Source organism: Georgfuchsia toluolica (genome assembly GCF_907163265.1).
Classification (GTDB): domain Bacteria; phylum Pseudomonadota; class Gammaproteobacteria; order Burkholderiales; family Rhodocyclaceae; genus Georgfuchsia; species Georgfuchsia toluolica.
Genome location: NZ_CAJQUM010000001.1, coordinates 996230 through 1015540, shown reverse-complemented (window position 1 = coordinate 1015540; position 19311 = coordinate 996230). Strand labels below are relative to the sequence as shown.

The window sequence follows — 19311 nt, the reverse complement described above, 5'->3', positions numbered from 1 at the left end:
TTCAGGACTCCGTTTTCTCGGATGCCTTCGGCTTGGCCCTCTCCTTTTCCAACTGCTCAGCCTCGTGGGAGAGTCCCAGGTTGCGCGCTAGCATGGCGCCGCCGCCAACAGCGGCGCCGGCGATGGCCGCCAGGGCCGCGGCAGCCGCAAATGAAGCACCTTTTCCCTGTTCCTCGACAATTCGCGGATACTGCAGCGGGGGCGCTACGTTGAGCATTCTGGCAACGCTATGGATCGGCTTGGTGAAACCAACGCCCTTTTCGGTGCAACCGATACAGGGGTGACCGCAACCCACCGGCCAGTTGTTCTCGCCGACGTCGCCAAAGCCAATCGCGGGACAATTGGCGTAGGTTTCCGGCCCCTTGCAGCCCAGTTTATAGAGGCAGTACCCCTTGCGGTGTCCTACGTCGCCGAATTCCATGGCGAACCGTCCGGCATCGAAATGGGCGCGCCGCTCGCAGTTTTCGTGGATCAGCCGGCCATAGGCAAAAAGCGGCCGGCCCAGTTTGTCCACCGCAGGCAGGCTGCCAAAGGTCAGAAAATGGACCACTGTCGCGAGGAAGTTATATGGGTTTGGCGGGCAGCCGGGAATGTTGGGCACTGTCTTGCCGAGAATCTCGGCAACGCTGGAAGCGCCGCTTGGATTCGGCCCGGTGGAAGGCATGCCGCCCCACGAAGCGCAGGAGCCAATGGCAATTACGGCAGCTGCATCGGCAGCGCATTCCCTGACCAGATCCACGGCCTTGTGGCCGCCAATCTTGCAGTAAATACCGTTGTCCTTAACGGGGATGGCCCCTTCAACCACAAGGATATATTTCCCCTTATTGGCGGCCATCGCATCCTTGCGCGATTTCTCCGCCTGATGACCCGCGGCGGCCATCAAGGTCTCGTGGTAATCGAGCGAAATCACGTCGAAGATCAGCTTTACCAGGGTCGGGTGGTCGGTCCGCAGCAGGGACTCCGTGCATCCCGTGCATTCCTGGAAGTGCAGCCAGATCACCGAGGGGCGTTTGGCCGCCGCGACTGACTGGGCAATAGCAGCCTCGGCTCCAACGGGTAATCCCAGCGTGCCGGCGGTTGCCGCGCACCATTGGAGGAACTCCCGCCGGGATATGCCAAGTCGGCTGGCCACCCTGCTTGCTGCCCGGTTTGCTTCGTTCAGACTCAACTGACCCATAGCTGCCTCCGGATATGCTTGGTATATTTGTTAATAATAAACCCAAAAGAAAAAGGCTTATTGACTTTCCGCAAAGTTGATCCATTTAGCGTGAAAGAAGTGGAGCGAGGCGCCCTGTTCCAATCGAGCGTAGCGAGCTGATGAGAACCCCGCCCTGGGGCGGGGATGGGGTGGGGGAGGCGTTCAATTTGCCTTTGCGTTTTTTCATCATCTGCAGTGCAACAATCATTGCATGCGCGTTAGAACGGCAGCAATGTCTGCAGCCAGAAACGCTTGAACTCGCCCCGATTCTTGACATCGTAGTCTTGCTGGTACTTGGCAGTGACGGCGAAGCGCGGGGAGAACCGGTAGCTAAGGAACGGGCCGATGGTGTTTGTGCTGCCGCGGTTGCCGATGCCGCTGCCAAAGAGCCTGCCATTGGTCGCCGAGGTCGCTTGTCCATTCAACTCATCGTCCGTCGTCTGGCGAAAGAAATATCCCTGGAAGCCAAGCGTCATGGCCGGTGACAGCTTATAGCCGACGTTATATTCGAGCGTGAGTTCGTCGCCGGATTGATAGTGGCTGTCCTTGTTCCTGGTATTGATTCCATAGCGCAGCTTGAGCCCAATCGGAATTTCGGCGGTTGGCCGCCAGGTCAACGCGTAGGCCGGGGCAAACTGCCAATAGTTGCGCCCGGTGTTGACCTTGGCATTCACGTCGTAGGCGCCCAGCGGCGCGATGATTTCCAGTGCCGCGGAGTGATTGATGCTTTCACCTCTCCAGGTCAGGCGCAATGGGACAAGCAGCGGATCGGTCATGCCGAAGCGTCTTCCGCTGGTATCGGGCAGGGCGCTGGAAACGCGCTTTTCCAGATCGATGGCGGGGAAGGGCAGCACCAGCGCCGTCTCCACGCTGGCGCCAATCAACGTCGTATCCCAAACGTATTGCATGCGGTAGGAGATGGTGTCCGCGGTCAGGCGATAGCGCGCCCAGCCGAGATCCTGTCCCGAGTTGCCCTTGAGCGATGAAGCTTCTGCGTGGCTGAAATAGGCGAGGTTGTAAACGCCGGGTGGCAGCATGTCGCCATAACCGAGTTCCACGCCAACCGGGTAGGAGCTGCCGCCCTGTTCCGTGGCCCCGGTCGGGCTGCCTTGCAGCGTCAAAGCCGCCAATGCCAATGTGATGATTCCACGACGAGCGGTGAATCGGCCGGGTAAATATGTCAGATTCATGTTCCAGGCTTCCTCGTGATTTGCTCTGCAACGATTGTCTTTGCGTCAGCCTGTGTATCGCGCTGGCCCATTTCCCGTATCCTGGCCCGATACAGCGGCGTGAGCTTGGCCGCCGCGATCAATCCGGCGATCAAGAGGGCGCTGGCCAGGTAGAAGAGGTTCTGCACGGGTACGCTGCGCGCCAGCATCGCACCGCCCACCAGCGGACCGATGACCGATCCGACGCGTCCGAAGGCGAAGCAGGAACCCACGCCCACGGAACGGATGTAGGTCGGATACACTTGGCTTTCGGTCGCGATGATGCCGAACTGCAGCGCGATCAAACAAAATCCCGCGAGGAATACCAGCCCCATGACGGCGAACTCGGGCAGGCCGGCGACCCCGATCAGGCCCACCGCGGGAATGCTGATGGCAAACAGGATGGGCACGGGAATCAGGCCGAACTTGTCCACCGGGCGCATGATCGCGAGCACGCCGGCGAAGCCGCCGAGCATGAACAAGGTCGTGGATAGCGCCGCGCGTTCAACCGGGAACCCGGCGCTCGCGAGCAGCACCGGCGTCCATTGATTGACGAAGAAAAACACCAGCAGGCTGATGACATTGGCAATCCAGAACAGTGGCGTGATCCAGGCCAGCCGGCCTTCGAACAGATCCTTGAAGGCGAACTTGGCACGGTTGGCTTCGTCGCTGAGCACGAACCGGGTGTCGTCGGCAACACTCAAGCCCGGTGCGAGCCTGGCCAGCACCCGTAAAAGTTCGGCGCGCCGCGCGGGTTTGAGCGAGAGGAACTTGAGCGACTCGGGGAAGACGAATAGCGCCAGCAGGCCAACCAGGAGCGGAGCGATGCCGCCGCTCCAGAATATGATCTGCCAGCCATGCGTCTTCATGAACAACGAGGACACCAGCCCGCCCAGCGCACCGCCCAGCGCCACGCCGACAAAACTCAGCATGGTCATGCTGCCGCGGATCCGGCGCGGGGCGAATTCGGTATTGAGCGCAATCGTGATGGGCAGCACTCCGCCGATGCCGATGCCGGCGATAAAGCGCAATGCCATCATCGAGCCGAGCGAGTTGGCCCAAACCTGGGCCAGGGTGAACAAACCGAAAAAGAATGCGCCCAGGATGACCGAGGTCTTGCGTCCGTAACGGTCTCCCAGATAACCGAACAGCGGCGGGCCGAACAGTCCGCCCAGCAGGCCGGCACTGAACAGCGGGCCGAGCGCCGACTTGTCTACGCCCCATTCCTGGATCAGCAACGGGGCGATATAGGCGATCGAGATATTGTCGTAGCCGTCCACAAGCATCAGCAGAAACGACACGCCCACCACCGTCAGGTGAAACGAGCCGAATTTCTGCCTGTCGATGATGGCTGCGATATCCATGCTGGTTGCCATGTATTCTCCCTTCATGAATTCAAGCCCGTCGCTGCCAGCGGGCGCCGAGCAATTCGTCCCGCTCCAGATCTTCAAGCTGGGTTTCGACTTCGTTCATCGTGTCGTCCAGTTCCGGCAGCTGGACATCCTGGAGCGCACGCACGCGGCGCACTGAACGGCGGTAGTCGCGGTGCAGGCGCGCCAGATTTCCCGACATTGCGGCCATCGTCATCAAGTGCTGCGTCAATGCCACAAATGCCGCGCGGCAATCTTCTGCCTCCGGCGAAACAAAGGCGGGCTCCGGCAGCGTCACCGGCTCGCATTTGGTGCTTGCATCCAGCAGCGGTACATTCAGCAGCAGGTGCTGATGCAAGTTCAACGCGATCGCGCCCTGCGGCAGGGCCGGATAGACTTGCAGCCCGTGCAGCCCGTGATGCCTGACCGCCGCCGCAAGGGCCCGTCGCGCTTGCGCCTGCAAGACATGCAGTCTTGCGCTCGCCGCGTCGAACAAGCGCAATTCGCGCATCATGGCGCCGGCAAGCAGCAGACACTTCTCGTCCAGAAAAACGTAGCCCTCCTGCATTGCCCGGCGCTCTTCGGCGAGGGCGATGACCACGCTTCTGGTGGGAGTGATGTCGCTCATGGCGGACCCTCGATATATTGGGCGATTTGCGCGTCGGAAAGACGCGAGAGCTCCGCCTTGGGCAACGCGCGCAGCAGTCGCCAGCCCAGCTTCATGCTTTCCTCGAGCGTGCGCGCAGCGGGCTGGCGTACCAAATCGTTTTCGAAGCTGGTGCCGAAGGCGAGGTACTTGCGGTCGACATCGAGCAGTCCTTCTTCTCCCACTACGCTGGCGAGGACTCGCGCCTGAACGGCTTTGGCGTAAGCCGCATAGAGCTGGCTGGAAAGCGTTGGATGGTCCGCGTTGGTGGAACCCTTGCCGATACCGTCCTTCATGAGGCGCGACAGGCTCGGCAACACGCTGATGGGCGGATAGACCCCCGCGCGATCGAGTTCGCGCGAGAGCACGATCTGGCCCTCCGTGATGTAACCGGTCAAATCCGGTATCGGGTGGCCGATATCGTCCGAGGGCATGGTCAGGATGGAAAGCTGGGTCAGGGTTCCGGGCAGTCCATGCACGCAGCCGGCGCGTTCATACAGCGTGGCAAGATCCGAATACAGGTAGCCGGGGAAACCCTTGCGCCCGGGCACTTCACCCTTGGCGCCCGACACCTCGCGCAGTGCCTCGCAATAATTGGTCATGTCGGTCAATATGACCAGTACATGCTTGCCTTCGACAAAGGCCAGGTATTCGGCAGCCGTCAGCGCAAAGCGCGGCGTGAGCAGGCGCTGCGTACTCGAATCGCTGGCGAGGTTGAGAAACAGCGTCGCGCGTTCCAGTACGCCGCTTGATTCGAAGCTGCGCCGGAAGAAATCGGCGCTGGAGCGGGGTATCCCTATCCCGGCGAAGACAATCGCGAAATCGCGCGCACCGGCGCCGCGCAGCCTTGCATGATTCGCAATTTGTACCGCGATCCGGTCGTGCGGCAGGCCGCCGCCGGAAAAAATCGGCAGCTTCTGCCCGCGCACCAGGCTGTTCATCAAGTCCAGCGCCGATATCCCGGTTTCGATGAAATCGCGCGGCCGGGCCCGGGCGACCGGATTGAGCGGCAAGCCTTCGATGCGGAAGTTTCTGTGCACCGCGATGGGCGGGCCGCCGTCGATGACTCTGCCGACGCCGTCGAATATCCGGCCCAGGATGCCGGGGCTCAAGCCGAAATGCAGCGGTTCGAGATGGAAGCGCACGACCGTGTCGCCAAGGGCAAGGCCGGCGCTCGATTCGAGCAGCTCGATGGTGAGGAATTCATCGTCAATCGCGGCTATTCGCCCCAGGCGCGTGCGGCCGTCGCTGCCGTCGACCGATACCGCCTGGTTCAGGCCCACGTTGAGCGTGCGCCGCAGGAACAGGAGCGGTCCGTCGATGCGGGAGGCGGCTCCCTTGACCATCAATCTAGGGCCCATGTTTTGCTCCGCTCGACCCGGCCAGGGCGGCAAACTCATCTTGCATGGACAGCGCAAGGTCGGCAAATGCCTGAACGTCGTTCTCGGCGATGTCCTCCCCCATGCGGTTGAGGCGCCTGACGATCGCCAGGGCGACGATCGCCTCGCAGGCAATGCCATTGGCAAGTGCGGTTTCGGCTGCCGCGATGAAGCGCGTGATGATCCGGGCCATCCTGGCCTGGCGCTGCGGCCCGCAATACAGATCGTTATCGGAAAATGCCGATTGCCGCAGAAAGGCTTCATTCACCAGCCCGGCGCAGAACAGGAGCAACTGCTGGCGCGGCGGCAGTGCGTCCTTGCCGATGATGCGCGCCATCCGCTCCAAACGCGCCTGCTCGTCCAGCAGCGTGAGGAAGTCGCGCCGCATTTCCAGCCATTCATCTGCGGTCGTGGCGGCTGCGTCGGGCCCAAGGGCGGCATAGACTTTCGCCCACCACAATCCGAGGTCGAGCGAGTCCTCGGAATAGGATTGCAGCGGATTGATGGCAGGGTAGAAGCGGGCTTGCGCACGTTTCACGTCCAGCGCCCAGAAGCTGCGCACCTGGCGCTTGGTATGGCTGGTGACGGGCTCCGAGAAATCTCCCGACGGCGGGCTGATCGACGCCAGGACGGTTACCGATCCTGTGCTTCCCGCCAGCGTCGTCACCTTGGCGGCGCGTTCGTAGAATTCGGCGATGCGGCTGGAAAGATAGGGCGGATAGCCGCCTTCGCTGGGCAACTCGCCGAAGCGCACCGACACTTCGCGCAAGGCCTCGGCCCAGCGGCTGGTGGAATCGGCCAGCAGCGCGACATGCAGGCCCTGATCGCGGAAATATTCCGCCACCGTCGCGGCGCTGTAGATGCTCGCCTCGCGCGCGGCGACCGGCATGTTGGACGTGTTGGCGATGATGACCGTCCGCTCCATCAACTTGCGCCCGGTGCGCGGATCTTTAAGCCTGGGGAACTCGTCCAGCACCCCGGCCATTTCGTTGCCGCGTTCGCCGCAGCCCACATACACGATCACATCGGCGCTGCAGGACTTCGCCAGCGCTTCCAGCAGCATCGTCTTGCCCGTGCCGAAGCCGCCGGGAATCGCCGCCTTGCCGCCGAGCGCAACCGGAAACAGGCTGTCCAGAACGCGCTGGCCGGTAATCAGCGGTTCGTCGCAAGGCAGCCATTTGGCGATGGGGCGCGCCTCGCGCACCGGCCAGAAATGGCTCATGGCGATGGCGTGGCTGGCGCCATTCCCGGCGCGTAAAGTGCATAACCCAATGTCATCGTGATAGCTGCCTTCAGCCACGATGCTCGTCACTTCGCCTTCGATGTCCGGGGGCACCAGGCAAACCTGGTTTATCCCCGATTGATTCACCACATCTCCGAGCACCGCGCCGCCATGGACATATTCACCGACACGCAGCCGGGGCTCGAAATCGAACTTGGGCACGATGCGCGCGCGTGTGCCGGGCTCGACGTAGTGTGTCGATAGCCCGGGCAGCGGCCGGAGCAAGCCATCGAAAATGTGCCCAAGCAGCGCCGGCCCGAGCGTGACGCCAAGCAGCGCGCCGGTGCCGATGACTTCCACACCCGGATGCAATCCCGTCGTGTCTTCGTAAACTTGGGCGGAGATTTCGTCCCCCTCGATCCGGATCACCTCGCCGAGCAGGCCGTTCTCGCCGACGCGAACCGCCTCGCGCAGGCGAAACGATCCCTGCGTGCGTGCGCGCAGCACCGGTCCGCTGATCCAGCAGATGCGGGCGATGCTCATCGCTCCGTCTCCACTGCCAAATAGTGCAGCAGACGGCCCTCGATTTGCGCGCCATCGGCGAGCAAACCGTCCAGCGACGCATCGAGGACGTTCAAACCGCAGACGATGCGGATTCCCGCCGACATTTTTACCTCGACTGCGAAGCTGGCGTCTTCGATGCCGTGTGCCTGCAACCACTGCTTTGCCCATTCGCGCTCCATGGCAGGCCAGTCCTCGGGGTGCTGGACCATCCATGCTTTGGCCGGCAAAGCCTTCAGCGCGACCGCAAAATGATGCGCGACCCAGGCGGCGCGCCCCGCCGGCGTATCCCAGCGCGCCCGCAGTGCCTGGGTGAGTCTCGGCCAGGCCTGCCGGAGAATGGTTTTGACATTCTTTTGAGCGTCCAGGCGGCGCAGGGTGACCAGTTTCAACTCTGCCGCGGCGATTTCCGCCGCAAGCCGTTCCTGCTCGGGAGCAAGCGTGGTACGCAGGTCGTGTCTCGCGCCGATATGCGTTGCCTTGAGGATGACGCGCGAATCCTCCGCGGCTTGCGCGAACAGCGACCGGCACTGGTCGGCACGATAGTCCGCGGCGATGTTGAGCAAATCCGACGTCCGTTGTTCGAGGCTCATGTTTCGAGTCCCAGAATCCGCCGTACTTTGTTTGCCGGTTCGTCCGCAAGCTGTGTCCCATCCCAATCGGGAACCACGATGACCAGCGGAGAGAGCAGCGCCAGCGCGGCTTCGAGCGTCGCGGCAGGTATGGCCCTGGCACAACGATATCCGACCAGGACGATGTACGCTTCCTGGAGCGCCTTTCCGAAACATTCCGCTTCTGCGCCGGGTAATGGCACGCGAGTGTCCATTCCGGCGAGCCGGTAACCGGCGGCGCTCAGTTCATCGCCGACAAAAATATGCGATGAGAACATCGAAGCTCACGCCAGTCGATTCAGGATCAGCACCGACACGATCAAACCGTAGATCGCGATGCCTTCTGCAAGGCCCACGAAGATCAGCAGCTTGCCGAATTGATCGGGTTTTTCCGCCAGTGCCCCGATCGCCGCGCTACCCAGTCTCGCCACGGCATGGGCGGCTGCGGCCGTCGAAATTCCGGTTGCCGCCGCAGCGCTTGCCATGGCCCAGCGCCATACGTCGGGCGACAAGGCACTCGCTGCGGCTCCCTGCGCGGCGACGTCCTTGATCGAGAAAAGGAGCAGCGTAACGACGCCGCCCAACACCGTGGCGAATACGGCCATGGCTGCGGAAAACTTAAGTCCTTGGGACATTTTTAATCTCCTCAGATAACCCCGGAAGGGGAGGTTGCGGATGAAATTCCCGCCCCGTGGTTTGAAAAAACCGCGTGAAGAACTCAAACAGGACGAGGCGAGTGGTCTGAATCGATGCCACCAGCACCTCAATGATAATGATCATGGCATTGCCGACAATCAGCAAGGAAACATGACTGGCGCCGCATTCCGTGGCCGTTGCCGTGGAGGCCAGGGCGCTCGACAGGCCGGCGTGCGCCAGGGCAAAAGCGCCGACACGGACGAAGGACAGGGTATTGATCGCGATTTGCGCCAGTTTCTCCAGCAGCTCACCCAATGAAGCAAATACGGCACCGATTCGTTGTTCCTGCCGCACGCTGCCCAAAACATGCATGCCCACGCCGGCCACGATCAGCATCTGGGCGGCCGGGTGCAGGAAGGCGAGCAGCGCGCCGATGTAGACGACGAGAAATCCGGCATCGCAGCGCAGCCATTTCCCGAGTGTTCCCCGCCAATAGGCCTCCAGTCCGGTCAGGGCCAGTCCCAGCGTCAGCAGCGCGCCGCCAAATGCAATCGGCATCAACAGCACCGGCAAGGGTTTGTCGAGCGGGTCTACCCACAGGGTCGGAACTACGCCGTGGATGGCACCGGCGGTGCCGAATACAAAACCGAATGCCGTTGTCGCAATTCCGCCTACCACCAGCAGGCGCAGCATGGGCCAGTGCCGCTGCAACGCCAGGCCAAGCATGATGAGCACCAATCCCTGGATGACGTCGCCAAACATGTAGCCAAACAGAACCGGAGCCACGAATACCAACAGTCCGCTGGGATCGGCGACGAAGCGGCCCGGCATGCCGATCAGGCGGGCGAAGATCTCGAAGGGTTGGATCCAGCCGGGATTGTGCAGGATCAGCGGCGCTTGCAGCTCTTTTGGCGCTTCAGGAAAATGCACGACGGCACGGGCACGAGAGCGCTCCAGGCAAGATGCCAGTCCTTCGGTATTGCTGGTCCAACCGGTGATGCGCGCGAAGATCATGTGGTCCGGCAAGGCCTGCTCTTGCTGTCCGGCGGCGGCTCCGTTCGCATGTTGTGCCGGAGCAAGTTCGATTTCCGCGCAACCTGCCGCCGCCAGCAACTTGTTGACGTCACGGCTGTCATCGGCCGCCGCGATCACCTCGAACCAGGTGGTGGGCTGCGGGCGAATCACGGGAAAATTCCTTCGAACGCCGCGGTGTGCCGCAGCAGTCCGGCACGCAGCCGCTCAAGGTCAAGCGCAATGAATGCGAGGTAGATGAATGCAACCGCCGGGCAAAGCACCGAGCGGCGAAACAGGCTGCGCATCTTGCGCAGGAGTTCAGGCCGGCTGGCCAGCGCCGGCTGCTCCATCGCCGTTTCAAACAGCTGCGTCAGGCTTTCGAGTGCCGCCGTGTCGTTCCAGCGTGGCCATCGCTTGCGCCATTCCTTCAGCCATGCATGACGAATTCGTGAAGAGGCGGGCGATACCGAGCGCGTTGAAACTTCCTGCGATGGATCCAGAAATGCACGGCAGTCTTGCTGCAAAAGGGTTTCACGGTGCTGGGCATCTGCTCCGGCATAGACCTGCAACACCGGATCGACATGCATCCAGGGCAGCGGCGCTTCGCCGCGGGCAAGGTAATAAAGCGCCGGCAAGTCCACAAGGCCGCATACCCACATCAATGCCGGCCGCCACTGGCTCGGCATCCAGGAATCAATCTCGGCGATGCACTCGCGCCAGCCTGTGCGCAAGGCGATCTCTATCGCGTGGCAGTCGGCCTGCGCGGTAATTCCTGCCACCCATCGCCTCAGCCCCGAAGCGCGGGCAACGGCAAGCGCGTGGTCAAGGTCCGATGAAGCTTCCAGTTTCTGCCAGAGCGATTCGTCGGGGCGTTCGCCGAATCGGGCCTGCAGCCTGGATTGAGCGTAATCCATGATTCAACCCGACGCCAAGGCGCCGGCAAGTTCTTCGATGACTCGGGCAATCGCTGCGTCGAGTGCTGCGAGGTCGACTCCATCGCTTTCCGTATCGCTTGTCAGCGCCGCTATCTCGGCGCAAATCCGCGTTTGGCGAGCCTGCGTCGCGAGCGTCATTTGCTCCCGCAGGCGCCCGATCCTGGCCTCCGTGCGCTTGTGCACCAGTGCTGCACGCAACCAGCTTGTCACAACCAGCCGCAACGCATCGCGTCGGCAAAGCTCGATTTCCGCATACGTGGTGCGTTCCGCTTCAAGCAAACGGGCAGCGGCATCCTCGGTTTGGAGCAGGCTCGCGGCGGCGGCAGGATTGTTCATGTCACATGGTGATGCCTATGATTTGCAGTGCCGCAAAGATCAATGCAAGATATGAAGCGCGGGGCGACATGCTGAGAAGATCCCGGGTCTGATCCAGCGTACATACTGCCCGAGCAATCCGATAGGCGAATGGCAAGGTAAGCAGCGGCAGGACAATCCATGCGCTAAAGCCAAGCCACAGCCAGAACACCAGGGGCAGGGCATAGGCAAAGACCATCAGGGCGAGATATTCTCTGCGGATACCGGCCAAACCAAAGCGCACGGCGCTGGTATGCCAGCCCTTCGTCGCATCGAAATGGCGGTCGCGGATATCGTCGATGAGCATCACGTTTGTCACCAATGCACCTACCGGCAGCCCGACGACGTAGACCATCCGCGGCAACTGCAACAAGCTGCCGATGTCACCGGAAGCCGTTTGGTGCAGTGCCATCCACTGAATGTAATAACTGCCTGCCACCGCGACGATGCCGAACATGACGAAGAATATGGGATCGGCCAAACCATGCCGCGCATAGGGCTGGGGACCGCCGGCGTAAAAATAGCCCGAGGCGGCGCCGATAATTCCGATCAGGATGGCGTTTGCGCCGCCGATGCCAATCAGGTAGGGCGCAGTAAGCCCGGCCAGGACAAAGCAGGCCAATGTTGCATTGCGAAGTCCGGCAAGCGTCAATGTCCCGGCCTGCAGCGCCTGCAACAACTCCGGGTGTTCCGGTACGTGCGGATGCCGGCGCAGCAGTTCATAGTTGTCATTGAAAACACCGCCGACATGGATCAGCCAGCTCGCCAGAAAGCCGACCAAAAGGGGGAGCGGAGCGAAGACATGATCGCGCAGCGCCAACCCGAGGCCAACCAGAACCGGTGCCGCGGCTGTCGGCAGCGTATGGCTCGGATAAAGCAGGAGCTTGACCCAGATTTCACGGGTGGAGAGCGCAATTGGATCAGCCATCTGCATCTCTCGACGCCAACCTGGGTACCCCGGGAAGTACCGGCAAGAGCTTGACCAAGGTGATGTAGGCCAATATCTCGAATGCAATAAAGCCGATCGTAATCGTCAGTTCCGGAAGCGACGGGAAGTAATGCCAGCCTTCGCCTTTGTCATAGCCGACTAGATAACCGTTCACCCGCAACATGAAACTGCCAAGGATCAGCAGCATTGCCGCACCGAACAATTTGCCGGGATTCCTGCGGTCAGCCGTTCTTGCCAGCATGATCAGGGGCAAGACGAAACTGAGCGTTTCGATCCAGAAACAGACGCTTTCCTGCGAAAGCTGGAAGGCGTTGACGATTGAGCCACGCATGATCAAGCCGCCGATGCGCACGACCAGAAAAACCAGCAAGAGGCCCCAGATGAATTTCGCCAGCTTGGTCAACAAGGCGGTTTCCATCGGTCGATCGAAGCCTACCGCAACCAGGGTTGCCTCAATCACCACTGCCGAAAAGCCCAACAGGACAGCAGTCATCAGATACTCAACTGGCATCATGTAGCCGGATTGCCAGAGAGGGTTGACCTGGCCGCCAAAGATGATCGCCAGCGACCCGAGCGAGGACTGATGCATCGACGGCAGCAGTATGCCGAGCGCTATGAAGAAAGGCAGCAGCCTGGTGACATATTTTTTGATCGCGTTGAGCCCTATCTTGTCGAGGTAGGCAGGAGAAAACTCGATAAACATGACAATAATGTACAGCGTGATGCACGTGGCGACCTCGAACAGCACCGAGTTTTCCTGGGCAGATCCGGGCCAGAAAATATGCCAGGCGTTCCAATAGCGCCCCATATCCATCATCACCGAGACGCCCGCCAGGGTGTAACCCAGGAGCGAGGCCAGCAAGGCAGGCCGTACCAAGGGATGGTATTCTCCCTTATTGAAGATATACACCAGCAGTGCCATGACATAGCCGCCGCACGCCAGCCCGGAACCGATAATCACGTCATAGACGATCCAGATGCCGAAGGGATAGCCGTCGCTGAGATTGGTTACCGCACCCAGGCCAAGGATAAACCGAATCAGGGCCATCACGCCCGCGGCCAGGGACAGGAGTCCCAGAAATACCGTGAAAGGAGTTATCAGCTTCCTGTCGTCAAGCGGCACCGGAGCATGGGTATGAATCTGATCAGCTATATTTGTCATATTCGTTCTTCGTGTTCCATCAGTAGTTACGATGCGAACGTACGCATTAATAGCATTGCGTATCCGAAACCTGAGGCAAGCAGTGCGGTTGCAGGTTTATATCTAATCACCTTCATAAACCGCCGCAACAACTCGTTGAATGTTGTTTGATAAATATCAAAAAGTTATCCTTCGTTAATCGGGTATGGCCCGTGGCCACGAACGATGGTCACCCAATCAGGCGGTTATTGATGCTTCATGGGTTAACGGCATGGCAATCGCAAGAAGCTCTCCTCTCCCGCATAACCACCGGGAAGCCCTTCAGGGACAGCCGGAGAGGGACTGGGGGTGAGGGTGGTTTTGGGGTTGAAAGTGCGGCTTTTCATGGTCATTTCCCCCTCACCCTGTCCCTCTTCCCTCGATCGGGGAGAGGAAACGTCATCACCACCTGCTTCATGCGATTGCCCTGGGGTTAACAGTGCTTCATGGCAAATTGTTTGCATCCAGGCGTAATATTGATCTGCGTCGAATCTCCCAAGACCGGGCCAAGGCACTACGATGTTTGTTTATTTACTATGCAATGCACGCTGTCACGGCTCATTGATCTTTTTATCGCTTCGCTTTGTTCCATGGGAAAACGTCCGATTCATTCACTGTTACCGCCGTAAATCGAAAGGATAACGACATGTCAATCTCAATGTATGCGGCCTCGGCGCCGACCTTCGTGCAATTCCTCACCAGCCTGTCGGCCAATCTCGATAAAACCGCCGCCCACGCAGCCGCCAGGAATATCGATCCGGCAATCTATCTGCGTACACGACTGTATCCCGACATGCTGCCCCTGGCGATGCAGGTGAGCCTTGCCAATCGCCAGGCCATCAACGCCTGCGCGCGTCTTGCCGGCGTCGACCCGCTCGTACTGCCGACCGCAGAGCCGAGCATGGACGATCTCAAGCAGCGTCTCGACCAGACCATTCGTTATCTCAACGGCTTCACGCCGGCGCAGCTCGACGGCACCGAGGACAAGGAGATCGTCGCCAAGTATCCGAGCGGCGTCGAACGGCGTTTCATCGGGCAGGCGATGCTGCTTGGCCTTAGCCTGCCGAACTTCTATTTCCACGTCACCGCCGCGCATTGCATCCTGCGCCATTGCGGTATCGACATCGGCAAGAAGGATTTCAACTCGGCGCAGCAACTGTTCAGCGGCGACTGCGCCTGCCAGCGGGTCAAGGCGTAGGGCCCCGGCCGCTGGTAGCGGAACCAATCCACGACCGGCCCGCATGACAGCAGGAACTGGGACGGCAACTGGCGCTGACTATCGATTCGCCGGTGTGACAGAAGGTCGCGCGCTGGCGCTCTGAGCGCATACCAAAACGGTAGGGATGCCGCTCAGCGCAGGGTAGCCCGGATTTGGCTTCGAAGTGTCCGTCGCGTGCATCGCACGGCGATTCGTTTGGCATGCCGGGAAATGGCATCAAGGCCTCCGGCGTCAGGTCTCGAGCGCGCCCAGGATCACGCATAATTGCACATTATGATCTTGTCCCGCACCAGCCAATACGCCATTTAGTCGCTGATCTATATCGCTGCGCAGCCTCGAGGGGGGGGGCCGGCCTGACGGAGAATGTCACGCAAGGATATTGGCAATTATCTCGGGATGGCAGAGGAAACCGTCAGGGGCTCATCCGTACCAGGCACAAAAATGCCAGCTTGATAGGCATGGTTCGCTTGCAGGCAATCGCCCGCAACCAGGATCAGACGTAGCAACAGTGATAGTTCCCACCGGATGCGACACAAAGGTTGACGATTGTCAGGCTTTGTTTGTGCGCTGCGGCCTATGATTGATATGACGATCTTGATATCGACGATCTGGCAGCCTTCATCCAGTAAAGAAGCCCGAACGGTGGCAACACATCAATTTTCCCGCGCCTCAACACCAGTTGCGCACGGCGCCAATGCCGCTGCGCGGGACGCTAGCGGGGTGGGCAAAAGGCTCATGGGGGTCAGGCTACGCTATGAGATTGCCCTGGCTCTGGTGGTAAAGATCGCCCTGGTGGTAGCCATCAAGCTTGTCTTCTTCAACGATGCGCCGGGCAAGGACGAGGTCGCCGCGCGCATTACCGAACGCATCGCCGGGACGCACAGCATCGCCCCGGCGGCCCAGGTTCCAAGCTTGGTTAAAGATAGGGAGCAACCATGATCAGCGAAAGCGTTGTCGATCTGTCGCGCCTGCAATTTGCGGCGACAGCCTTTTATCATTTTCTCTTCGTGCCCCTGACTCTGGGCATGACCTGGATTCTGGTGGTGATGGAGGCGACCTACGTCATCAGCGGCAAGGAGATCTACCGCGACATGACGCGCTTCTGGGGCAAACTGTTCGGCATCAATTTCGCGCTCGGGGTCACCACCGGCCTGACCATGGAGTTCCAGTTCGGCACCAACTGGTCCTACTACTCCCATTATGTCGGCGACATTTTCGGGGCGCCGCTGGCCATCGAGGGCCTGATGGCCTTCTTCCTCGAATCGACCATGGTCGGCCTGTTCTTCTTTGGCTGGAACCGATTGTCCAAGGCGGGCCACCTGATGGTGACCATACTGATGGCCATGGGTGCCAACCTGTCCGCGGTGCTGATCCTGATTGCCAACGCCTGGATGCAGGATCCGGTCGGCGCGGCATTCAATCCGGTGACCATGCGCATGGAATTGAACGACTTCGCCGCCCTGGTACTCAACCCCGTGGCCCAGTGCAAGTTTGTGCATACCGTTGCCGCCGGCTATGTGACGGGCTCGCTGTTCGTGCTGGGCATCTCGTCCTGGTATCTGCTCAAGGGCAAGCACGTCGAGTTCGCGCGCCGCTCCTTCCGCATTGCTGCCGCCTTCGGCCTGGCGGGCACGGCCTCGGTCATCGTCCTCGGCGACCAGTCGGCCTATTCGACCTCGGAGTCGCAGAAATCCAAGCTGGCCGCCATGGAGGGGATGTGGGAGACCGAGCCGGCGCCAGCCTCCTTCAACCTGATCGCCTTCCCCGATGAACAGAAGCAGGCCAACAGTGGCGTCGTGAAAATACCCTATGCGCTGGGCCTGCTCGCCACCCGCTCGACCACCGCAGTGTTGCCTGGCATCAAGGATATCCGTGCCAACAACAAGCTGCGCATAGAGTCCGGCATCAAGGCGGCACTGGCCCTCAAGGCCATGCGTGCCAACCCGGCCGACGCCGAGGCCAAGGCTGTCTTTGCCTCGCACAAACAGGATCTCGGCTACGGCCTGCTGGTGATGAAGTACAGCGAGGACCTGAGCAAGGCCACGCCGGCCGATATCAAACAGGCTGCCTGGGATTCGGTGCCAAAAGTCAGTTCGCTGTTCTGGAGTTTCCGCTTCATGGTGGCCATCGCCTTCTTCATGCTGACATTGATGGTCGTTGCTTTCTGGCACAGCATCAAGGGTACTTTCCAGCACAAACCCTGGTTGCTCAAGTGGGCCCTCTACTCGATACCGCTGCCCTGGATCGGCTGTGAACTGGGCTGGTATGTCGCCGAGTACGGCCGGCAACCATGGACGGTGTTCGGCGTGCTGCCCACGCATCTGTCGGCATCGACGCTCTCCGCTGCCAGCGTGTGGGGTTCGCTGGCTGGATTCCTGGTGTTCTACACGCTGCTGCTGATTGCGGAGATGTACCTGATGTTCAAGTACGCCCGCCTCGGCCCCGTCGTTCTGCAAGCCAAAGCCTAAGGAGCTGACCATGTTCGACTATATGATCCTCAAACTCGTCTGGTGGCTGCTGGTCGGCGTGCTGCTCATCGGTTTCGCCATCATGGATGGCCACGATATGGGCGTCGGCATCCTGCTGCCCTTCCTCGGCAAGGACGACACCGACCGCCGCGTCATGATCAACAGTGTCGCTCCGCACTGGGACGGCAACCAGGTCTGGTTCGTCACCGGCGGCGGTGCCGTCTTCGCGGCCTGGCCCTTCGTCTACGCGACGGCCTTCTCCGGCCTCTACTGGGCGTTGCTGCTGGTGCTGTTTGCGCTGTTCTTCCGCCCGGTCGGCTTCGAGTACCGCTCCAAGCTACCCAACCCCGGCTGGCGCAAAGGCTGGGATATGGGTTTGTTTGCCGGCAGCGCCGTGCCTGCCCTGGTCTTTGGTGTGGCTTTCGGCAATCTGTTCCAGGGCGTACCCTTCTCGCTCGACGACACCATGCGCACCAGCTACTCGGGTTCCTTCTGGACACTGCTCAATCCGCTGGCCCTGCTCTTTGGCGTGGTGAGTCTGTCCATGATCACCCTGCAGGGCGCCACCTTCCTCTCGCACCGTACCGAGGGCGCGTTGCAGCAGCGGGCCATGGCAGTGGCCAAGGTCTTTGCCATCGTGCTGCTGGCGAGCTTTGCCACTGCCGGCTTGTGGGTCTCGCGCATAGATGGTTATGTGATCCAGTCCATCCCAGACGTCAGCGGCGTGCTCAATCCGCTGATGAAGGAGGTCGGCCGCCAGTCCGGCGCCTGGTTCGCCAACTACGGCCTGCATCCGACCCTGTGGCTGGTTCCGGTCATCGGTTTCCTCGGCGCGCTGCTGGCCCTGCTCATGGTGGCGGCCAAGCGCACCCTGCTGGCTTTTGTCAGCTCCTCGCTGGCTTGCCTGGGCATCATCCTGACCGCCGGCGTGTCGCTATTCCCCTTCATCCTGCCCTCGTCGGAAATGCCCAAGGCCAGCCTTACCCTGTGGGACGCGACCTCCAGCCAATTCACGCTCAATGTCATGTTCTGGGTAACGCTGATCTTCACGCCCATCGTGCTCGCTTACACCAGTTGGGCCTACGCCGTGATGTCCGGCAAGGTGACGCGTGAATTCGTCGAGACCAACGACAAGTCCCTTTATTGATCAGGAGAAAATCATCATGTGGTACTTTAGCTGGATACTCGGACTGGGTTTCGCCGTCCTGCTCGCAGTAGTCAATGCCCTGTGGCTGGAAGCGCAGGACGAACAGGACAAGTCAAGAAGAAAATAGAGCAAGGAACTCCGCCGGAAAGAACATTCCGGTGGAGGTTGCACGACCATAACCGGACGCCGCAGGCCTTAGGTAATAACCAATAAAGCTGATTCCCGCCGCGATCTGGCCATCAGACGCGCGGATCGAGATGCTTTTGGCATCTCGATCCGCGTGGAGGCAACTACGGGGAGGTTATTTCGTGCCGGTGACTTCGACCTCGACGCGACGATCCGGTTGCAGGCAAGCAATGAGTTTCTTGCTGACCTTCTTGCCTGTGCAGCCTTCGGGCTTGGTCACGGGTTCAAATCCGTCGACTCCGTTGGCCGCGATCCTGTCGGCCGGGATCCCTGCGGATTCGACCAGATAGGCCTTGATCACTTCGACGCGGCTTGTCGACAGCTTCATGTTGTAGTCGTGTGAGCCGATCCGATCGGTATGCCCGGTTACCTTGATGACGTCGAAGTTGGCGCCCCGCAGTTCTGCGGCAAACTTGTCCAATTCCTCTTTTCCTGCCGGCTTGACGGTTGACTTGTCAAAATCGAAAATGGAATCCGCGGAGAAAGTCACCTTCTTCGGTGCTGGCGGACGGGGCGGTGGCGGTGCTACAACCCACTGAGCGACAGATAGTTGTCGCCACGCTGATTCGCCTTGGACGGCGTATCGGGCGAGCCATTGACGTTGTTGTCATGGAACAACCGCGCACCCGCGTTCAGGGTGACCTCGGCTCGAACCGGGCCAGCCAGGGCGACGAGCGCCAAGGCCATGGTTACAGCGGGAATGGAATTGAATCGCATCGGTAGATCCTTTTTTGGATTTATGAAACGCAAATAAACGTGAGCTGCTTGATGGTTATTGAGAAACTTGTAATCAAGCCTGAACCTTGTTAGCAGGTTCCACGCTTACGTTGCAGAGGCTGAATTGCCTTTTGCCTGTCGCGCCACACGGCTGACCGTGCGGACTTCCTTTTGCAATCAGGTGCAGAGCTTGCGAGGGCGCGCGAGTATGTACCTTCGCGACAGTTACCACACCATAAATTTCATTGTGCGCTGGCGTACAGATCGCTCTGAAACAAAGAGGATATCCAAGGCTGCCAAGTTGCCCCTGT

22 protein-coding genes are annotated in these 19311 nt (G+C 60.4%); 6 read left to right on the top strand and 16 right to left on the bottom strand.

All coding sequences use genetic code 11. The features are described 5' to 3' along the window. Position 1: 1 nt before the first annotated feature. The 14 genes from K5E80_RS04765 to hybB form a co-directional block, all read right to left on the bottom strand. A complete protein-coding gene (locus K5E80_RS04765; protein WP_246590869.1) occupies positions 2-1177 on the bottom strand; it encodes a hydrogenase small subunit in 1176 nt (391 codons plus the stop codon). Between the two features lie 239 nt (positions 1178-1416). Next, on the bottom strand, positions 1417-2388 hold the full coding sequence (locus tag K5E80_RS04760; protein ID WP_220635080.1) for a SphA family protein: 972 nt from the start codon (positions 2386-2388) through the stop codon (positions 1417-1419). Then, a complete protein-coding gene (locus K5E80_RS04755) occupies positions 2385-3782 on the bottom strand; it encodes an MFS transporter (RefSeq protein ID WP_220635079.1) in 1398 nt (465 codons plus the stop codon). The genes K5E80_RS04760 and K5E80_RS04755 overlap by 4 nt, the downstream gene beginning before the upstream one ends. A 19-nt stretch (positions 3783-3801) precedes the next feature. Next, positions 3802-4404: a V-type ATP synthase subunit D gene (locus K5E80_RS04750; RefSeq protein ID WP_220635078.1), complete on the bottom strand. Its 603-nt coding sequence runs from the start codon at positions 4402-4404 to the stop codon at positions 3802-3804. Then, positions 4401-5783, bottom strand: coding sequence for a V-type ATP synthase subunit B (locus K5E80_RS04745; protein WP_220635077.1), 1383 nt, complete (start codon positions 5781-5783; stop codon positions 4401-4403). The genes K5E80_RS04750 and K5E80_RS04745 overlap by 4 nt, the downstream gene beginning before the upstream one ends. Further along, positions 5773-7566, bottom strand: a complete 1794-nt coding sequence (locus tag K5E80_RS04740) for a V-type ATP synthase subunit A (RefSeq protein ID WP_220635076.1) — start codon at positions 7564-7566, stop codon at positions 5773-5775. The genes K5E80_RS04745 and K5E80_RS04740 overlap by 11 nt, the downstream gene beginning before the upstream one ends. Further along, the gene (locus K5E80_RS04735) at positions 7563-8177 is read right to left on the bottom strand and encodes a hypothetical protein (RefSeq protein ID WP_220635075.1); all 615 of its coding nucleotides are present in this window, start codon (positions 8175-8177) and stop codon (positions 7563-7565) included. The genes K5E80_RS04740 and K5E80_RS04735 overlap by 4 nt, the downstream gene beginning before the upstream one ends. After that, the gene (locus tag K5E80_RS04730) at positions 8174-8473 is read right to left on the bottom strand and encodes a V-type ATP synthase subunit F (RefSeq protein WP_220635074.1); all 300 of its coding nucleotides are present in this window, start codon (positions 8471-8473) and stop codon (positions 8174-8176) included. The genes K5E80_RS04735 and K5E80_RS04730 overlap by 4 nt, the downstream gene beginning before the upstream one ends. A 6-nt stretch (positions 8474-8479) precedes the next feature. Further along, complete coding sequence (locus tag K5E80_RS04725) at positions 8480-8830, bottom strand: ATP synthase subunit C (protein ID WP_220635073.1); 351 nt, start codon at positions 8828-8830, stop codon at positions 8480-8482. Next, on the bottom strand, positions 8814-10016 hold the full coding sequence (locus K5E80_RS04720) for a V-type ATP synthase subunit I (protein WP_220635072.1): 1203 nt from the start codon (positions 10014-10016) through the stop codon (positions 8814-8816). The genes K5E80_RS04725 and K5E80_RS04720 overlap by 17 nt, the downstream gene beginning before the upstream one ends. Beyond that, entirely contained in the window at positions 10013-10759 is a 747-nt protein-coding gene (locus tag K5E80_RS04715; protein WP_220635071.1) for a hypothetical protein, read from the bottom strand. Before K5E80_RS04715 ends, K5E80_RS04720 begins: the two co-directional genes overlap by 4 nt. A gap of 3 nt (positions 10760-10762) precedes the next feature. Further along, positions 10763-11116, bottom strand: coding sequence for a hypothetical protein (locus tag K5E80_RS04710; RefSeq protein WP_220635070.1), 354 nt, complete (start codon positions 11114-11116; stop codon positions 10763-10765). A 1-nt stretch (position 11117) separates the two neighbouring features. After that, positions 11118-12062, bottom strand: a complete 945-nt coding sequence (locus K5E80_RS04705; RefSeq protein ID WP_220635069.1) for a prenyltransferase — start codon at positions 12060-12062, stop codon at positions 11118-11120. After that, the gene (hybB, locus tag K5E80_RS04700; RefSeq protein ID WP_220635068.1) at positions 12055-13245 is read right to left on the bottom strand and encodes a Ni/Fe-hydrogenase cytochrome b subunit; all 1191 of its coding nucleotides are present in this window, start codon (positions 13243-13245) and stop codon (positions 12055-12057) included. The genes K5E80_RS04705 and hybB overlap by 8 nt, the downstream gene beginning before the upstream one ends. Before the next feature lie 664 nt (positions 13246-13909). Here hybB and K5E80_RS04695 point away from each other — a divergent pair. The 6 genes from K5E80_RS04695 to cydX all read left to right on the top strand — a co-directional run bounded on the left by K5E80_RS04695 (position 13910) and on the right by cydX (position 18224). Then, positions 13910-14461 carry a DUF1993 domain-containing protein gene (locus tag K5E80_RS04695; RefSeq protein ID WP_220635067.1) on the top strand — a complete coding sequence of 184 codons (552 nt, stop codon included), beginning with the start codon at positions 13910-13912 and terminating at the stop codon, positions 14459-14461. 384 nt (positions 14462-14845) lie between these two features. After that, a complete protein-coding gene (locus tag K5E80_RS17125) occupies positions 14846-14935 on the top strand; it encodes a hypothetical protein (RefSeq protein ID WP_220635066.1) in 90 nt (29 codons plus the stop codon). A gap of 123 nt (positions 14936-15058) precedes the next feature. After that, positions 15059-15421, top strand: coding sequence for a cytochrome oxidase putative small subunit CydP (gene cydP / locus K5E80_RS04685; RefSeq protein ID WP_220635065.1), 363 nt, complete (start codon positions 15059-15061; stop codon positions 15419-15421). Continuing rightward, positions 15418-16950: a cytochrome ubiquinol oxidase subunit I gene (locus K5E80_RS04680; protein WP_220635064.1), complete on the top strand. Its 1533-nt coding sequence runs from the start codon at positions 15418-15420 to the stop codon at positions 16948-16950. Before cydP ends, K5E80_RS04680 begins: the two co-directional genes overlap by 4 nt. A gap of 10 nt (positions 16951-16960) precedes the next feature. Next, on the top strand, positions 16961-18097 hold the full coding sequence (gene cydB, locus K5E80_RS04675; protein WP_220635063.1) for a cytochrome d ubiquinol oxidase subunit II: 1137 nt from the start codon (positions 16961-16963) through the stop codon (positions 18095-18097). A 16-nt stretch (positions 18098-18113) separates the two neighbouring features. After that, positions 18114-18224, top strand: coding sequence for a cytochrome bd-I oxidase subunit CydX (cydX, locus tag K5E80_RS04670; protein ID WP_220635062.1), 111 nt, complete (start codon positions 18114-18116; stop codon positions 18222-18224). A gap of 174 nt (positions 18225-18398) precedes the next feature. Here the strand turns inward: cydX and K5E80_RS04665 are convergent, their stop codons facing one another. Beyond that, complete coding sequence (locus tag K5E80_RS04665; RefSeq protein ID WP_220635061.1) at positions 18399-18773, bottom strand: OmpA family protein; 375 nt, start codon at positions 18771-18773, stop codon at positions 18399-18401. Between the two features lie 35 nt (positions 18774-18808). Next, on the bottom strand, positions 18809-19000 hold the full coding sequence (locus tag K5E80_RS04660; RefSeq protein WP_220635060.1) for a hypothetical protein: 192 nt from the start codon (positions 18998-19000) through the stop codon (positions 18809-18811). Positions 19001-19311 lie beyond the last annotated feature (311 nt).

Bases quoted from the DNA above. Each gene is read 5' to 3' on its own strand.
- K5E80_RS04735 (WP_220635075.1), bottom strand. From the start codon at position 8,177: ATGAGCCTCGAACAACGGACGTCGGATTTGCTCAACATCGCCGCGGAC.
- K5E80_RS04730 (WP_220635074.1), bottom strand. From the start codon at position 8,473: ATGTTCTCATCGCATATTTTTGTCGGCGATGAACTGAGCGCCGCCGGT.
- K5E80_RS04695 (WP_220635067.1), top strand. From the start codon at position 13,910: ATGTCAATCTCAATGTATGCGGCCTCGGCGCCGACCTTCGTGCAATTC.
- K5E80_RS04725 (WP_220635073.1), bottom strand. From the start codon at position 8,830: ATGTCCCAAGGACTTAAGTTTTCCGCAGCCATGGCCGTATTCGCCACG.
- K5E80_RS04705 (WP_220635069.1), bottom strand. From the start codon at position 12,062: ATGGCTGATCCAATTGCGCTCTCCACCCGTGAAATCTGGGTCAAGCTC.
- K5E80_RS04710 (WP_220635070.1), bottom strand. From the start codon at position 11,116: ATGAACAATCCTGCCGCCGCCGCGAGCCTGCTCCAAACCGAGGATGCC.
- cydB (WP_220635063.1), top strand. From the start codon at position 16,961: ATGTTCGACTATATGATCCTCAAACTCGTCTGGTGGCTGCTGGTCGGC.
- hybB (WP_220635068.1), bottom strand. From the start codon at position 13,245: ATGACAAATATAGCTGATCAGATTCATACCCATGCTCCGGTGCCGCTT.
- K5E80_RS04680 (WP_220635064.1), top strand. From the start codon at position 15,418: ATGATCAGCGAAAGCGTTGTCGATCTGTCGCGCCTGCAATTTGCGGCG.
- K5E80_RS04715 (WP_220635071.1), bottom strand. From the start codon at position 10,759: ATGGATTACGCTCAATCCAGGCTGCAGGCCCGATTCGGCGAACGCCCC.
- K5E80_RS04660 (WP_220635060.1), bottom strand. From the start codon at position 19,000: ATGCGATTCAATTCCATTCCCGCTGTAACCATGGCCTTGGCGCTCGTC.
- K5E80_RS17125 (WP_220635066.1), top strand. From the start codon at position 14,846: ATGTCACGCAAGGATATTGGCAATTATCTCGGGATGGCAGAGGAAACC.
- K5E80_RS04760 (WP_220635080.1), bottom strand. From the start codon at position 2,388: ATGAATCTGACATATTTACCCGGCCGATTCACCGCTCGTCGTGGAATC.
- K5E80_RS04755 (WP_220635079.1), bottom strand. From the start codon at position 3,782: ATGGCAACCAGCATGGATATCGCAGCCATCATCGACAGGCAGAAATTC.
- K5E80_RS04745 (WP_220635077.1), bottom strand. From the start codon at position 5,783: ATGGGCCCTAGATTGATGGTCAAGGGAGCCGCCTCCCGCATCGACGGA.
- K5E80_RS04740 (WP_220635076.1), bottom strand. From the start codon at position 7,566: ATGAGCATCGCCCGCATCTGCTGGATCAGCGGACCGGTGCTGCGCGCA.
- cydX (WP_220635062.1), top strand. From the start codon at position 18,114: ATGTGGTACTTTAGCTGGATACTCGGACTGGGTTTCGCCGTCCTGCTC.
- K5E80_RS04750 (WP_220635078.1), bottom strand. From the start codon at position 4,404: ATGAGCGACATCACTCCCACCAGAAGCGTGGTCATCGCCCTCGCCGAA.
- cydP (WP_220635065.1), top strand. From the start codon at position 15,059: ATGATTGATATGACGATCTTGATATCGACGATCTGGCAGCCTTCATCC.
- K5E80_RS04765 (WP_246590869.1), bottom strand. From the start codon at position 1,177: ATGGGTCAGTTGAGTCTGAACGAAGCAAACCGGGCAGCAAGCAGGGTG.